The sequence below is a fragment of the Microcystis sp. LE19-10.1B genome (genome assembly GCF_027530565.1).
GTDB lineage: Bacteria > Cyanobacteriota > Cyanobacteriia > Cyanobacteriales > Microcystaceae > Microcystis > Microcystis aeruginosa.
Genome location: NZ_JAPZQM010000526.1, coordinates 1 through 13,747, shown reverse-complemented (window position 1 = coordinate 13,747; position 13,747 = coordinate 1). Strand labels below are relative to the sequence as shown.

General features: G+C 42.7%; 13 protein-coding genes and 1 pseudogene. 12 read left to right on the top strand and 2 right to left on the bottom strand.

Annotated features, from left to right (window positions below; genetic code table 11):
* Nucleotides 1-121: 121 nt before the first annotated feature.
* The 3 genes from O9332_RS18920 to O9332_RS18910 are packed head-to-tail and all read left to right on the top strand — an operon-like array spanning nucleotide 122 to nucleotide 6,595.
* The gene (locus O9332_RS18920) at nucleotides 122-1,219 is read left to right on the top strand and encodes an RRXRR domain-containing protein (protein ID WP_288026875.1); all 1,098 of its coding nucleotides are present in this window, start codon (nucleotides 122-124) and stop codon (nucleotides 1,217-1,219) included.
* A gap of 59 nt (nucleotides 1,220-1,278) precedes the next feature.
* Nucleotides 1,279-3,912: a cyanophycin synthetase gene (cphA, locus tag O9332_RS18915; RefSeq protein ID WP_288026872.1), complete on the top strand. Its 2,634-nt coding sequence runs from the start codon at nucleotides 1,279-1,281 to the stop codon at nucleotides 3,910-3,912.
* Nucleotides 3,913-3,943: 31 nt separating this feature from the next.
* On the top strand, nucleotides 3,944-6,595 hold the full coding sequence (locus O9332_RS18910; protein WP_004266765.1) for a DNA methyltransferase: 2,652 nt from the start codon (nucleotides 3,944-3,946) through the stop codon (nucleotides 6,593-6,595).
* A 167-nt stretch (nucleotides 6,596-6,762) separates the two neighbouring features.
* On the opposite strand, the gene O9332_RS18905 is transcribed toward O9332_RS18910, so the two are convergent.
* Together O9332_RS18905 and rpaB are read right to left on the bottom strand one after the other, a co-directional pair.
* Nucleotides 6,763-7,404: a cofactor assembly of complex C subunit B gene (locus O9332_RS18905; RefSeq protein WP_004266764.1), complete on the bottom strand. Its 642-nt coding sequence runs from the start codon at nucleotides 7,402-7,404 to the stop codon at nucleotides 6,763-6,765.
* A gap of 9 nt (nucleotides 7,405-7,413) precedes the next feature.
* Nucleotides 7,414-8,142: a response regulator transcription factor RpaB gene (rpaB, locus tag O9332_RS18900; RefSeq protein WP_002781934.1), complete on the bottom strand. Its 729-nt coding sequence runs from the start codon at nucleotides 8,140-8,142 to the stop codon at nucleotides 7,414-7,416.
* 233 nt (nucleotides 8,143-8,375) lie between these two features.
* Between rpaB and radA the strand changes: the two genes are divergently transcribed.
* From radA to O9332_RS28465, 9 genes and pseudogenes are all read left to right on the top strand, one after another.
* A complete protein-coding gene (gene radA / locus O9332_RS18895) occupies nucleotides 8,376-9,902 on the top strand; it encodes a DNA repair protein RadA (RefSeq protein ID WP_004266763.1) in 1,527 nt (508 codons plus the stop codon).
* Between the two features lie 45 nt (nucleotides 9,903-9,947).
* Nucleotides 9,948-10,049 (top strand): cytochrome b6-f complex subunit PetL, encoded by a 102-nt coding sequence (gene petL / locus O9332_RS18890; RefSeq protein WP_002752397.1) that lies wholly within the window; start codon nucleotides 9,948-9,950, stop codon nucleotides 10,047-10,049.
* Between the two features lie 72 nt (nucleotides 10,050-10,121).
* Nucleotides 10,122-10,577 (top strand): DUF29 domain-containing protein, encoded by a 456-nt coding sequence (locus O9332_RS18885; RefSeq protein ID WP_288026868.1) that lies wholly within the window; start codon nucleotides 10,122-10,124, stop codon nucleotides 10,575-10,577.
* A 12-nt stretch (nucleotides 10,578-10,589) separates the two neighbouring features.
* Nucleotides 10,590-11,045: a DUF29 domain-containing protein gene (locus tag O9332_RS18880; RefSeq protein ID WP_288026866.1), complete on the top strand. Its 456-nt coding sequence runs from the start codon at nucleotides 10,590-10,592 to the stop codon at nucleotides 11,043-11,045.
* An 11-nt stretch (nucleotides 11,046-11,056) separates the two neighbouring features.
* Nucleotides 11,057-11,512 carry a DUF29 domain-containing protein gene (locus O9332_RS18875; RefSeq protein ID WP_288026864.1) on the top strand — a complete coding sequence of 152 codons (456 nt, stop codon included), beginning with the start codon at nucleotides 11,057-11,059 and terminating at the stop codon, nucleotides 11,510-11,512.
* Nucleotides 11,513-11,523: 11 nt separating this feature from the next.
* Nucleotides 11,524-11,979 (top strand): DUF29 domain-containing protein, encoded by a 456-nt coding sequence (locus O9332_RS18870; RefSeq protein WP_012265410.1) that lies wholly within the window; start codon nucleotides 11,524-11,526, stop codon nucleotides 11,977-11,979.
* 12 nt (nucleotides 11,980-11,991) lie between these two features.
* Entirely contained in the window at nucleotides 11,992-12,450 is a 459-nt protein-coding gene (locus O9332_RS18865; protein ID WP_002799586.1) for a DUF29 domain-containing protein, read from the top strand.
* Nucleotides 12,443-13,372: a lysylphosphatidylglycerol synthase transmembrane domain-containing protein gene (locus tag O9332_RS18860; protein WP_004266759.1), complete on the top strand. Its 930-nt coding sequence runs from the start codon at nucleotides 12,443-12,445 to the stop codon at nucleotides 13,370-13,372. The genes O9332_RS18865 and O9332_RS18860 overlap by 8 nt, the downstream gene beginning before the upstream one ends.
* Nucleotides 13,373-13,637: 265 nt before the next feature.
* Nucleotides 13,638-13,747 (top strand): annotated as a pseudogene (locus tag O9332_RS28465) (Uma2 family endonuclease); the annotation flags it as partial.

Below are 13,747 nucleotides of genomic sequence, written 5' to 3'. Positions count from 1 at the left end.
ACCTCCGAATACTTCCCTAGTTCGGATTCCCTCTCAGCTTTATTGGTAAAGCGTTGTTAGACAAGACATCTTGATTGTGTTGCGGTAAGGGACTTTAACTTCACTCTTAAGGATTATCTCCATGGCAAGAGTTCCTGTTATATCAAAAGAGGGAAAACCGTTGATGCCCACTAAACCCAGTCGGGCTAGACGGTGGATTAAGGAAGGAAAAGCTATCGGTAAATTCAACGACTTAGATATTTTCTATGTCCAGCTAACCGATGAACCTTCCGATAACAAAACCCAACCGATTGCTATTGGTATTGACCAGGGTAAATTATTCTCTGGAATTGGCGTTCAATCCTCTCTTTTTACTCTTTGGAAGGCTCACTTAGAACTTCCTTTTAAACGAGTAAGAGAGCGCCTGGACAATAGACGGTTAATGCGAAGAGGACGTAGAAAAAGACGGATTAACCGCCAACTTCCTTTTCATCTAAGAGCGCATCGACAAAAACGATTCTCAAATAGAAGACAAGGAAAATTAGCTCCCTCAATTAGAGCTAATCGTCAACTTGAACTTCGAGTCGTTTCCGAACTAACCAAAATCTATCCAATTACCGATATTTACTTTGAGTACATCAAAGCCGATGTTGATTTAACTTCCGGTAGAAAAGGAGCTAAGTCTGGAAAAGGTTTTTCGTCGGTTATGGTCGGACAAAAATGGGCTATTGAGCAACTGTCTCGATTGGCAACAGTCCATACTCGCTTTGGTTGGCAAACCTCTAATCTTAGAAAACATTTGCGACTAGAAAAGTCCAAAAATAAAGCAGAACAATCACCAGAAAGTCATGCTAACGATGGAATTGCTCTTGCCTGTTTTCAGTTTTTAGATTATTTGCCATTTCACAATACTAATGGACATGGATATGATTGGAAGGGTTCTGTTAAAGTAACAAACGCTTCCTTTGCTGTCATCAAACGTCCTCCTATTAGTCGTCGTCAACTTCACCTGATGGTTTTTTCTAAAGGTGGGAAACGACGTAAATATGGTGGCTCTACCACAAGACATGGGTTCCGTAAAGGAGATTTAGTTTCTTCTCCTAAAGGAATTGGTTATGTTAGTGGAGATACCGAAAAACAGCTATCTGTAAGCGATGCCAATGGTCAACGATTGGGACAGATAACTGTTAGCAAGATTCAGTTAATTCGTCGTTCTAACGGTTTAATTGTTTCTCACTAACTCATATAAAGCCGCCCTCCGCTATCGCTAAAGGGCGGGGTTTCAGACCCAGTTTTTCAATGAAAATTCTCAGAACCCAAACCCTGCGCGGTCCCAACTACTGGAGTATTCGTCGCGACAAGCTCATTGTTATGCGTCTGGATCTCGAAGATCTCGCAGAGAAGCCATCGAATGAAATCCCCGGCTTTTACGAGGGATTAATCGACGTTCTGCCCAGTTTAGTCGAACATTACTGCTCCCCCGGTTATCGCGGCGGTTTCTTTGAACGAGTCCGCACTGGTACTTATATGGGCCACATTATCGAACATATCGCCCTAGAATTGCAGGAACTGGCGGGAACTCCCGTCGGGTTTGGTCGCACTAGAGCCACCTCCACCCCCGGAGTCTATAACGTGGTGTTTGAGTACGTTGACGAGCAAGCGGGACGTTATGCGGGTCGGGCTGCCGTGCGTTTGTGTCAATCAATTGTCGATACGGGAACCTATCCTCAGGAAGAATTGGCCCAGGATTTAGCCGATTTACGCGATTTATGCAATAATGCTGCCCTTGGTCCGAGTACCGAAACCATCGTCAAAGAAGCACAAGCTAGAAATATTCCCTGGTTACTCCTGAGCGCTCGTGCCATGGTGCAGTTGGGCTATGGCGTTCACCAAAAGCGCATTCAAGCCACTTTAAGCAGTTTTTCGGGGATTTTAGCCGTTGAGTTGGCCTGTGACAAGGAAGGCACAAAAACTATCCTCAAGGATGGTGGGATTCCAGTCCCCCGGGGTACGGTGATTCAATACTTGGATGAGTTGTCAGCGGCAATCGAGGAAGTGGGAGGGTTTCCCATCGTGATTAAACCCCTCGATGGCAACCACGGCCGGGGTATCAGCATCGACATCAAAAATCAACAGGAAGCAGAGGAAGCCTATGATCTAGCCAGTGCCGCCTCGAAAACCCGCAGCGTGATCGTAGAAAGGTATTATAAAGGCAGTGATCACCGAATTTTAGTCATAAACGGCAAAGTCGCCGCCGTGGCCGAACGGATTCCCGCTCACGTCGTCGGTGATGGGCGCTCAACTGTAGAAGAATTAATCGAAATTACTAATCAAGATCCCAACCGGGGTGACGGTCATGCCAACGTTTTAACTAAAATAACTATTGACAAAACCGCCCTTAATGTGCTAGAGAAACAGGGCTATGAATTAACCAGCATTTTACCCCAAGGAGCGATCGCCTATCTGCGGGCCACCGCTAATTTAAGCACCGGCGGCATCGCCGTGGATCGTACCGACGAAATTCACCCCGAAAACGTCTGGATCGCCCAAAGAGTGGCAAAATTAATCGGTTTGGACATTGCCGGGATCGATGTGGTGACAGATGATATCCGCAAACCCCTGAAAGAAGTGGACGGGGTGATCGTAGAAGTCAACGCCGCCCCCGGTTTTCGGATGCACGTCGCCCCTAGTCGCGGTTTACCTCGCAATATCGCCGCCCCAGTTATCGATATGTTATTCCCCCCCGGGACTCCCAGTCGCGTGCCAATTCTGGCGATTACGGGAACTAACGGCAAAACCACCACTAGCCGCTTAATTTCTCATATTTGCCGACAAACAGGGAAAGTAGTCGGATTTACCACGACGGACGGCGTATATATCGATGATTATCTGGTAGAAAAGGGCGATAACACCGGTCCTTACAGTGCCAGTATGATTTTGAAGGATCCCACGGTGGAGATTGCCGTGTTAGAAACGGCCCGGGGTGGTATCCTGCGATCGGGTTTAGCCTTTAATCAGTGCGATGTGGGGGTGGTCTTAAATGTGGCCGCCGACCATTTGGGTATCGGTGATATCGACACCATCGAACAAATGGCGAAGGTAAAAAGCGTTGTGGCCGAGGTGGTTAGCGCCGAGGGTTACGCGGTTTTAAATGCCGATGACCCCTTGACCGCTAGTATGGCCGAAAAAGTCAAGGGAAGAGTCGCTTATTTTTCCATGAGTCCCGATAACCCGATTATTCACGACCATATCCGTCGGGGTGGCATGGCCGCCATCTATGAGAATGGCTATCTGTCGATTCTAGAGGGAGAATGGACGCTGAGAATCGAGGAAGCGGTCAATATTCCCGTGACTATGCAGGGAATGGCTCCTTTTATGATTGCTAACGCCTTGGCCGCCTGTTTAGCCACTTTTGTGCAGGGTATCGATATCGAGTTAATTCGCCAAGGGGTGCGGACCTTTAAACCTTCCGTGGCCCAGACCCCCGGCAGGATGAACCTGTTTGACTTGGGACACCATCACGCTTTAATCGATTATGCCCATAATCCCGCCGGATACGAAGCCGTCGGCGGTTTTGTCGGCAATTGGTCCGGGGAAAAAGTCGGCGTGGTCGGGGGACCTGGCGATCGACGTGATGATGATTTAATTTTATTAGGGAAATTATCGGCGCTTATGTTCGATCGAATTATTGTTAAGGAAGATAACGATACCCGCGGTCGCCGCCGGGGGGAAGTGGCCGATTTAATTCTCCGGGGAATTAGCCAAGAAAATGCCAGTTTGCGTCCGGAAGTTATTCTCGATGAAACGGAAGCTTTAGAGAAGGCTTTAAGTACGGTTTCTGAGGGTGGTTTAGTGGTAATTTTCCCGGAAAGTGTCACCCAAGCGATCGATTTGATCGAGAAACATCGACCCCTGACCGATAACCAGGGTTAGAAGTTAGGAAAAATAGCTAGAAAATAAAGTAGTGCCAATTGTTACTGAGTACGATGGTTTAATCAAAATCAGCCGAAATCCCTATTATGAGACTCGGCTTGGTTCCGCTTATTTGGGTAATAGCCTGACACTGATGGGGGAGTTGCCGGATGAGAGTGTCGATTTGATTTGTACTTCCCCACCTTTTGCCTTAGTAAGAAAAAAAGAGTATGGCAATGTGGACGCTGATGATTACGTTGAATGGTTTAAAATATTTGCTGGTGAATTTTATCGTATTCTCAAGCCCAAAGGCTCCCTAGTTATAGATATTGGTGGTAGTTGGCTTAAAGGTTTTCCCGTGCGTTCTCTGTATCATTTCGAGTTAGTTATAGAACTTTGTAAACCGAGATTAGCAGGTGGACTAGGTTTTTTTCTCGCCCAAGAACTTTTTTGGTATAATCCAGCCAAACTTCCTACCCCGGCAGAATGGGTGACAGTCAGGAGGGAACGAGTCAAGGATGCTGTCAATACCGTTTGGTGGTTATCGAAGGAGCCGCACCCGAAAGCAAATAACAAGAGAGTTTTACGCCCTTATAGCGAGGCAATGAAAAACCTGATTAAAAATGGCTATGAGGCAAAACTGCGCCCGTCAGGACATGATATTTCTACTAAATTTCAGAATGACCGAGGAGGAGCTATTCCCCCAAATATTATTACTGATTCTATTCAGGAAAGAGGCGCGTCTATAGGTAGTCCAGTCCTGGGAGAGTTCAACTGGATTTTAGAGAATGATTTAGGGCAGCCAGTAAATGTTATATCTGCTTCTAACACGGCATCTAATGATTACTATCAAAGAAGATGTAAGGAAGAAGGGGTGAAACCCCATCCTGCTAGATTTCCGCAAGCTTTACCCGAATTTGTTATTAGTCTCTGTACTGAGCCTGGTGATTTAGTTCTCGATCCTTTTGCTGGTTCAAACATGACAGGACGAGTAGCTGAAACCCTTGAGCGTCGTTGGTTAGCGTTTGAATTAAATGAAGATTATATGATAGCGTCGCAGTTTCGATTTGAACAAGATGCTCCTTTAGTCGTAGCTCCTATAAAGGATAGAAAAACTCTTAAAGCACGAGCCTTAGAACTGGCTAATGATTGTCTTGACAAAAGCTTGACCATGGATACTCAGAAACCTTTTGTTCAGTTAGATTTGTTTCCTGCCAGCGATGATAGTATGACAGACAAAAAAATCATCAGATTTACCTACGGCGACCAGTTTTCTCCTAAGCAATTTCAAGTATCTGAATTAGTACAACTTTGTTCTGATTGTCTTCCTGATCGTCGGGTGCTTCAGGATGAGATTGCTAAACGTTATTATGCTGGCCATTCCAGCCAAAACGATCTACAGAAAGGAGAGAATCGTGGCAAACTTGCCATGAATACATTTCTTTCCCTTCGTGCTTATAAGTTGGTTGAATCAATTGATGGTGATGATTGGCAGTATCGACTCACGGATATCGCTAATGAAATATTAGACAATCAACAAGATACTGAGACAGTTTTCTCAATTTTTGCTCGCCATATTCTTGTTAACCTAACTGGAATGTCCCTAATAAAAGCGATAGAAGCAATTAATAGCAGGGGAGATAAACCCCAGCTAGAAATCATCGCTTACGAACTTCAAGAAATGGGGTATTCACTCTCGACCAATTGTACTTATGTTAGTACCATGAGACAATGGTTACAAGAAGCTAAAGTCCTGGAGAAAAGTTATGAGATTAACTGGGATCGAGTCTATGATCTATTGGAACTCGATCAAGACTATATTGACGAGCTTTATACTCTTAGTTCCGAACAAAAATATTTTTTACTGGCTATGCTTCAGATGGCGATTACTGAGCTAACCGAGTGGAATAAAATTACCAGATACGCCACCAGTGTTTATAAAATACGATTCCCCTCGAAATCTTTTGTTCAGGATATTATTCAACCTTTAGTAAAAGTCGGCTTAATTGCAACTGAGAAAACGACTGGTGGACGAGGAGCGAAACCTAATCTTGTCAAGCTTACCGAGAAATCACAGATGGAACTGTTATCTAGATTATTACAATCTATATCCGATATTACAGAAATCTCCCAAACCGAGCTAAATCGAAGTTTTGAAGATGTTGTTAATGACCTAGATAATCCCGACAAACATATTAAAGGTAAAGCTCTTGAACTGCTGGCGATTTGGATGATTCGTCTAACCAGTCTTAGATTCACAAAATGGCGGAAAAGAGACTATGAAACTGGACAGGGTGAAGTAGATGTTCTGGCAGCATCAGACCGCTTTGTTTATCATCGTTGGCAAATTCAGTGTAAAAATACAAAGCGAGTAGATGTAGAAGTATTAGCCAAAGAAGTTGGTATGACCTTCGTAACAGGGTCTGACGTAGTTATGATTGTGACTACTGGTGAATTTACTAGAGACGCTTTTCAGTATGCTTATCGAATGATGGAAGTATCGAGATACTATATGGTGTTGATACAAAAAGAAGACATTGATGCAATTAAACAAGATAGAACCAATATTATCAAAATTCTTGATCGTCGTGCAAGGCGTGTGTTCGCCAAGAAAGAGTTGGGCTTAACTGATGATACAATTGATGAGATAGAAATTGAAGATAATTCACTGGCAGAGTCATTGGAAGTCTCCGGAGAGGAATAAAATTCCAGAAAATATTCAGCTTGGCATCAGTTAACGATTTTTAAAAGCTTCGATCGCCGCCGGCAAAGTATAGCTATCTCACCATTGAGATAACTGCTGTAGCTACAGGTCGATCGCTAACTGTTTACTCTCATCTTAACCAAATTCTTAAATCTTACTGAAATCGTCTAAAACTGACTGAAAGTGTCGGCTAATTTATCAGCAATTCCCTCGATCCAAATTTCATCTTGTTTAGTATAACTGCGCGGCGCATTGGCGGCCAAAATTAACACCCCTTCCTTACCGATGGGTTGACAGATTAAGCCTTGGCTGTTTTCTGGCAAATAGTCAAACTCGATTTTAGCGGGATATAAATTTAAATTAACTAAATAAACGGCTTTACCGGTTTCTAAAACTCTTTTAATAATATTACTAACTTTAACTTCAGAATTCTGGCTTAAGATACCGCGACGTAATAAAACTTCTCCCCGATAATAAACGATCAGAGATTTTGTCACGGTGTTGGTTAAAAGTAAATGGGAAGCCCAAGCAAGCTCAATTTTAACCTGTTCTGGCAAATCTGGGGCAAATTCCAGGCCTTCGCGCCCGATTAATTCCACAGCATCCGGTAAGCGGGGTTGAACTCTTTGCCAGATTAAACCCACCAAAATTAAAACCCCACTCAAAATCACTCCCATCACATCGGAACGCGCTTGCGATGGGGTTAAATCGGCAGTGGCAAAACGATTAAACATTAATACCGTACCCCCGACGATGCCGGCGAACAGGGGTAACAGTCTTAAAATACGATTGGGATCAGCTTGTGCCATAGCTGAGAACTATTCCTCGTCTGGTTCTAGAATACGTTGAAAAAGATAGCCTGTACCTCTAGCGGTGAGAATTAACTCAGGATTGCTGGGATCATCCTCTAATTTGGCTCGTAAACGCGAAATATGCACATCTACCACCCGCGTATCCACATGACGTTCGGGGGTATAACCCCAAACTTCCTGAAGGATTTCCGAGCGCGAAAAAGCTTCTCCCGAGCGACTGACCAATAATTCTAGTAAACTAAATTCCATACCGGTCAGACGGATGCGTTCATCCCCCTTATAAACTTGGCGTTTATTGGTATCGATTTTAATGGAACCGATATGAATCACACCGGAACTGGGAATCCCCGGGGCGCCATTTTTCTCTACCCGACGCAACACCGAACGAATCCGCGCCTCGAGTTCTTTGGGAGAAAAAGGTTTAACTACATAGTCATCGGCACCCAATTCTAATCCGGTAATTCGATCGGCCACATCCCCCAAAGCCGTTAACATAATGATAGGAATATCCGATTCTTTGCGGAGTTCCTGACAGACACCGTAACCGTCTAATTTCGGCATCATCACATCCAAAACCACTAAATCGGGTTCGGCGGTGCGGAAGGTTTCTAAAGCTTCCTCGCCGTCGGCGGCGGTGACGACTTCATAACCAATCATCGACAAACGAGTCTCTAAGATACGACGGATGCTGGCTTCATCATCAACAACGAGAATTTTTTCCTTCTGGTTCTCCAACTGAATTAACACTCCTTAGTTAAATAGTGTGATGAATTTTAAAGTTAAATAACGAGCGTTCCTGTTTATAGAATATCCTTTTGCCGTTATCATTAAGCCTAAATTTCCTATTTTATTTCTTTTATGGCAATTATCAATAACTTTATGGTCTTCCTTCCCCCCTATCATACTTAATTAAATTTGACAAGAGAATTGATCCCCAAACCGCTTTTCTTCAACTTTTCTTAAAAAACATGGCGAAATCGCGAACAATATATATCTGTAGTGCTTGTGGGGCGGAATCTCCCCAATGGTTGGGAAAATGCCCCAGTTGTGACACCTACGGGACGCTAGAAGAACAAGTGATGGCTGGTGGCAATAATCCGGCGGTAAATCGCCCAGGATGGCAAAATAGTCGCCCAAATAACGGCAAAGGGCAACGCAACCCCCAACCGCGCATCTCGGTGCGCTTCTCGGAAATTACCCAGTATGAACAGGAACGTTTTCCCTCCGGTTACGGGGAATTCGATCGCGTTCTCGGTGGTGGCATTGTCCCCGGTTCTCTTGTACTAATCGGCGGCGATCCGGGCATCGGCAAATCAACGCTTTTACTGCAAGTTACCAACCAACTCGCCCAAAGATTACCGCGCATCCTCTACGTTTCCGCCGAAGAATCGGGACAACAGATTAAACTGCGGGCTGCCCGTTTGGGGGTGGGAGTGGTTGCCGTGGAGTCGGAAAATAACGGCAATGGCAAGGAGAAAAAAGCCTCTGAATCAACCTCAGAACTCGATAATCATCTCTATGTTCTGCCAGAAACCGATTTAGAGGAAATTTTGCGAGAATTAGAATCTCTACGCCCACAGGTGGCGGTAATTGACAGTATTCAAACTCTTTATTTTGGGGCCTTAACTTCCGCACCGGGATCTGTCGCCCAAGTTCGCGAATGTACCTCCGCCTTGATGCAGGTGGCAAAACGGGAGAATATTACTTTATTGATTGTCGGTCATGTTACTAAAGAAGGGGCGATCGCCGGTCCGCGAGTTTTGGAACATTTGGTCGATACGGTGTTATATTTTGAAGGCGATCGCTATGCTTCCCATCGTCTCTTAAGATCCGTGAAAAACCGTTTTGGGGCAACCCATGAGATCGGTATTTTCGAGATGGTGGATCACGGTTTGGTGGAAGTGGAAAACCCCTCAGAATTGTTTTTAGGCAATCGCGACGAATTTTCCCCCGGTACGGCGACGGTGGTAGCCTGTGAAGGTACACGCCCGATTGTGGTGGAGTTACAGGCATTAGTTAGCCCCACCAGCTACGCTTCCCCGCGAAGATCGACCACGGGCATAGAATACAACCGATTACAGCAAATTCTCGCCGTTTTAGAAAAGCGCGTCGGCATTCCTTTATCGAAATTAGATGCCTATGTTGCCTCCGCAGGAGGGTTGGGAGTGGAAGAACCGGCGGCGGATCTGGGAGTTGCGATCGCTGTTGTCGCCAGTTTTCGCGATCGAGTCGTGGATCCGCGCACAGTCTTAATCGGGGAAGTGGGATTAGGCGGACAAGTCCGCTTAGTGTCGCAAATGGAACTAAGATTAAAAGAAGCGGCTAAATTGGGCTTTAAACGGGCGATTGTCCCTAGAGGTCAAGTTTATCCCGAAGATGTGGGCTTAGAAATTGTTCCAGTCGGCAAGGTAATCGAGGCAATTGTCGCCGCAATCCCCCCCCAGCAGCGCTTTGGGGAAGATATAGAAGACGAGGAAGGGGAAGGGCAAGAATAACGGTACAATGCTAAAAAAGATTAAATTACTTGGGAGATTTTCACCATGTCTGTGTTAGCTGTTGCTGCTTTGGCGGGTTATCTGATCGTTTTTACCGGAATTGCCCTCGGTCTCTTTTTCGGTCTGCGCTCCGCTAAAATTATCTAGTATATAAACAGGAAAAAAGCTTTAGTGATCGGTTTAACTGGTCACTATTGCCAATTCTAGGGGAGATAAAAAATGACTGTTATTCTAGACTTAAAAACTCTCTACGAAATTGATGATTCTCTCTGGTTAGAAGAAACTATCGAACTGCTCAAGGCTAAAAATTTTGAAGCGCTAGACTTAGAAAACTTGCTCGAGGAGTTAGAAGACTTGGGAAACGAGAAAAAGTTTCGTGTTGCTAGTTTTTTACAGCAAATTATTAGAGATTGTTTATTATTACAATTTTGGACAAGTGAAAGAGAATATAATCAGGCTCATTGGCGTTCAGAAATTATCAATTTTAAAGATGAACTTAATACTTATTTGACGACTAATTTAAGAAATTATCTAGAACATAATTTGGCAACTATTTATGAAAAAGCCCTTCGCTATCTTCGTCAAAAAACCGATAATAAAGTCAACTTTCCCGATACTTGTCCCTACAGTTTAGAAGAACTGCTCGCTCCTAATTGGCTACCACCTTACAAATAAAGGAGATAAAAAATGACTGTTATTCCCGACTTAAAAACTCTCTACGAAATTGATGATTCTCTCTGGTTAGAAGAAACCATTGAACTGCTCAAGGCGAAAAAATTTGACGCTTTAGATTTAGAAAACTTGCTCGAGGAGTTAGAAGACTTGGGAAACGAGAAAAAGTTTCGTGTTGCTAGTTTTTTACAGCAAATTATTAGACATTGTTTATTATTACAATTTTGGACAAGTGAAAGAAAATATAATCAAGCTCATTGGCAAGCAGAGATAGTTAGTTTTAAAGATAAACTAAAACGTTATTTAACCACAAATCTTCGTAAATATCTAGAACAGGAATTTGAGCAAATTTACTTTGAGTCCGTGCGATATGTTCGTCAAAAAACCGATAATAAAGTCAACTTTCCCGATACTTGTCCCTACAGTTTAGAAGAACTTCTCGATCCTAATTGGCTACCACCTTACGAATAAAGGAGATGATAATGACTGTTATTCCCGACTTAAAAACTCTCTACGAGATTGATGATTCCCTCTGGTTGGAAGAAACTATCGAACTCTTAAAAGCGAAGAGATTTGACGCTTTAGATTTAGATAATTTAATCGAGGAATTAGAAGACTTGGGAAACGAAAAAAAGTTTCGTGTTGCTAGTTTTTTACAGCAAATTATTAGACATTGTTTACTCCTACAGTTTTGGACAGAGGAAAGAGCATATAATCAGGATCACTGGGAGTTAGAAATAGTCAACTTTCAAATTCAGCTAAAAAGACGCTTAACCACCAATCTCCGTAATTATTTACAAAATGAATTAACTAATATTTATGAAGATGCAGTTTTCTTGGTGCGGAAAAAGACAAAAAATCAAGTTACTTTCCCTAATACTTGTCCCTACAGTTTAGAAGAACTTCTCGATCCTAATTGGCTACCACCTTACGAATAAAGGAGATGATAATGACTGTTATTCCCGACTTAAAAACTCTCTACGAAATTGATGATTCCCTCTGGTTGGAAGAAACCATCGAACTCTTAAAAGCGAAGAGATTTGACGCTTTAGATTTAGATAATTTAATCGAGGAGTTAGAAGATTTGGGAAACGAAAAAAAGTTTCGTGTTGCCAGTTTTTTACAGCAAATTATTCGTCATGCTTTGTTACTGCAATTTTGGACAAGGGAAAGAGAATATAATCAAAGTCATTGGGAATCAGAACTGGTAAATTTTCAAGATCAATTAAATACCTACCTAACGGCAAGTTTACGGAAATATTTAGAACAAGAATTTGATAATATTTATCAGAAGGCAATCCGTTATGTGAGAAAAAAGACAAAAAATCAAGTTACTTTCCCTAATACTTGTCCCTACAGTTTAGAAGAACTTCTCGATCCCAATTGGCTACCACCATACGAATAAAGGAGATAAAAAATGACTGTTATTCCCGACTTAAAAACTCTCTACGAGATTGATGATTCCCTCTGGTTGGAAGAAACTATCGAACTCTTAAAAGCGAAGAGATTTGACGCTTTAGACTTAGAAAACTTAATCGAGGAATTAGAAGACTTGGGAAACGAAAAAAAGTTTCGTGTTGCCAGTTTATTAGAGCAAATTATTAGAGATTGTTTATTATTACAATTTTGGACAAGTGAAAGAGAATATAATCGTAGTCATTGGCGTTCAGAAATCGTCAATTTCAAAAACCAGATCGACACTTATTTAACTACTAATCTCCGCAATTATCTCACTCAAGAATTACCTCGTATTTACCAGAAAGCTTTAAATTATGTTAGAGAAAAAACCGATAATCAAGTTAGTTTTCCTGGGGAATGTCCCTACAGTTTAGAAAATCTTCTTGATCTCGATTGGTTCCCCCCAGAAAATGAATAAAGGAAAAAATGAAATGCTGAAAAAGTTTCTACGTTGGCTGATTATTGGGGGAACCTTATTTTTTGTTCTCAGTAACCTTAAAAATAACTGGGATAACGTCACCTCAGTTAGAATTGAAAATCATGGTTGGTTATTTCTTTTCTTGGCACTTGTAACCACCGTTATCGCTCAAATTTGGGCAGGATGGGTGTGGACATGGATACTCAAAAGCTATCAACAACCGATTAAAACCTCCACAGGAATTGGCATCTATATGATTACCAATTTAGGAAAATATCTACCCGGTAATATCGGCCACTTTTATGCTCGCATTGTGGCAATTAATAAAGCAGGAAGTGATTGGGGAACCGCTAGTTTAAGCGTTTTATTAGAACTTTTATTGCTGGTGTGTGCAGCCTTAGCCATAGCAGTTATTGGTAGTGGTTTAGGTTGGATGAAATCTAGCTCAAGTCTAGGGATACAGATATTAGTTTTAGGATTAATTTTAATCGGCATTCATCCCAAATTTTTAAATTATCCTCTGAAAATCCTCAGCCAAAAGAAAAAGATTGCTCAAGAACCTGTTTATCTAACTAAATATCCTCTCGTCCCTCTCTTGGGTGAAACTGGATTTTTATTGTGGCGCGGTGCGGGTTTTATTTTAGCTTGGATGGTGTTAAAAATGATTACCCCCGCTCAGATTTTACCCCTCTTAGGAACCTTTAGTTTTGCTTGGTTATTGGGTTTAGTTGTCCCCGGAGCGCCGGGGGGATTAGGAGTTTTTGAAGCCACAGCAATCGCACTTTTAGACACAGAAAACTTTCCCGCCGCTAACGTACTTATCACCGTTGCTATCTATCGTTTAATTAGCATTCTCTCCGAAGTCATTGCCGCCGGAATCGGGACAAAATTAGTTAAAGATAAAGCCAAGTTTTTTAGTTAGCTTAAGAATATTATTCGGGTGTGTTAGCCCAATGTAACGCACCCAGAAGAAAAGTTTTGATCATTGTTAAGCGAAGATAATTTTCTCAACTCCTATCTATCTCCTGACTTGAAAGAGGGTGTGGGGTGTGGGGTGTAGGGAAGGAAACCTCTTTCATCTGTGGGGGTGAAAAATTTTTCATCGGGACTGACTCCTAAATTCTGATGTAACATAGGATCAATAATCAGCAAAAACATGGATACTCCCACCTAGAGAGGCCGAAAAAATGACGATTGCCAAAAGCGACGAAACTGCCACCTCTCCGGCACTGATAGAAGAAGATTTCGAGGACTTCTGGGAACCCCCCCCACCCCCCACAGACTTAATTTTTGATGA

Coding starts and splice junctions, on each gene's coding strand:
- O9332_RS18920 (WP_288026875.1), top strand. CDS start 122: ATGGCAAGAGTTCCTGTTATATCAAAAGAGGGAAAACCGTTGATGCCC.
- cphA (WP_288026872.1), top strand. CDS start 1,279: ATGAAAATTCTCAGAACCCAAACCCTGCGCGGTCCCAACTACTGGAGT.
- O9332_RS18905 (WP_004266764.1), bottom strand. CDS start 7,404: ATGGCACAAGCTGATCCCAATCGTATTTTAAGACTGTTACCCCTGTTC.
- radA (WP_004266763.1), top strand. CDS start 8,376: ATGGCGAAATCGCGAACAATATATATCTGTAGTGCTTGTGGGGCGGAA.
- petL (WP_002752397.1), top strand. CDS start 9,948: ATGTCTGTGTTAGCTGTTGCTGCTTTGGCGGGTTATCTGATCGTTTTT.
- O9332_RS18885 (WP_288026868.1), top strand. CDS start 10,122: ATGACTGTTATTCTAGACTTAAAAACTCTCTACGAAATTGATGATTCT.
- O9332_RS18880 (WP_288026866.1), top strand. CDS start 10,590: ATGACTGTTATTCCCGACTTAAAAACTCTCTACGAAATTGATGATTCT.
- O9332_RS18875 (WP_288026864.1), top strand. CDS start 11,057: ATGACTGTTATTCCCGACTTAAAAACTCTCTACGAGATTGATGATTCC.
- O9332_RS18870 (WP_012265410.1), top strand. CDS start 11,524: ATGACTGTTATTCCCGACTTAAAAACTCTCTACGAAATTGATGATTCC.
- O9332_RS18865 (WP_002799586.1), top strand. CDS start 11,992: ATGACTGTTATTCCCGACTTAAAAACTCTCTACGAGATTGATGATTCC.
- O9332_RS18860 (WP_004266759.1), top strand. CDS start 12,443: ATGAATAAAGGAAAAAATGAAATGCTGAAAAAGTTTCTACGTTGGCTG.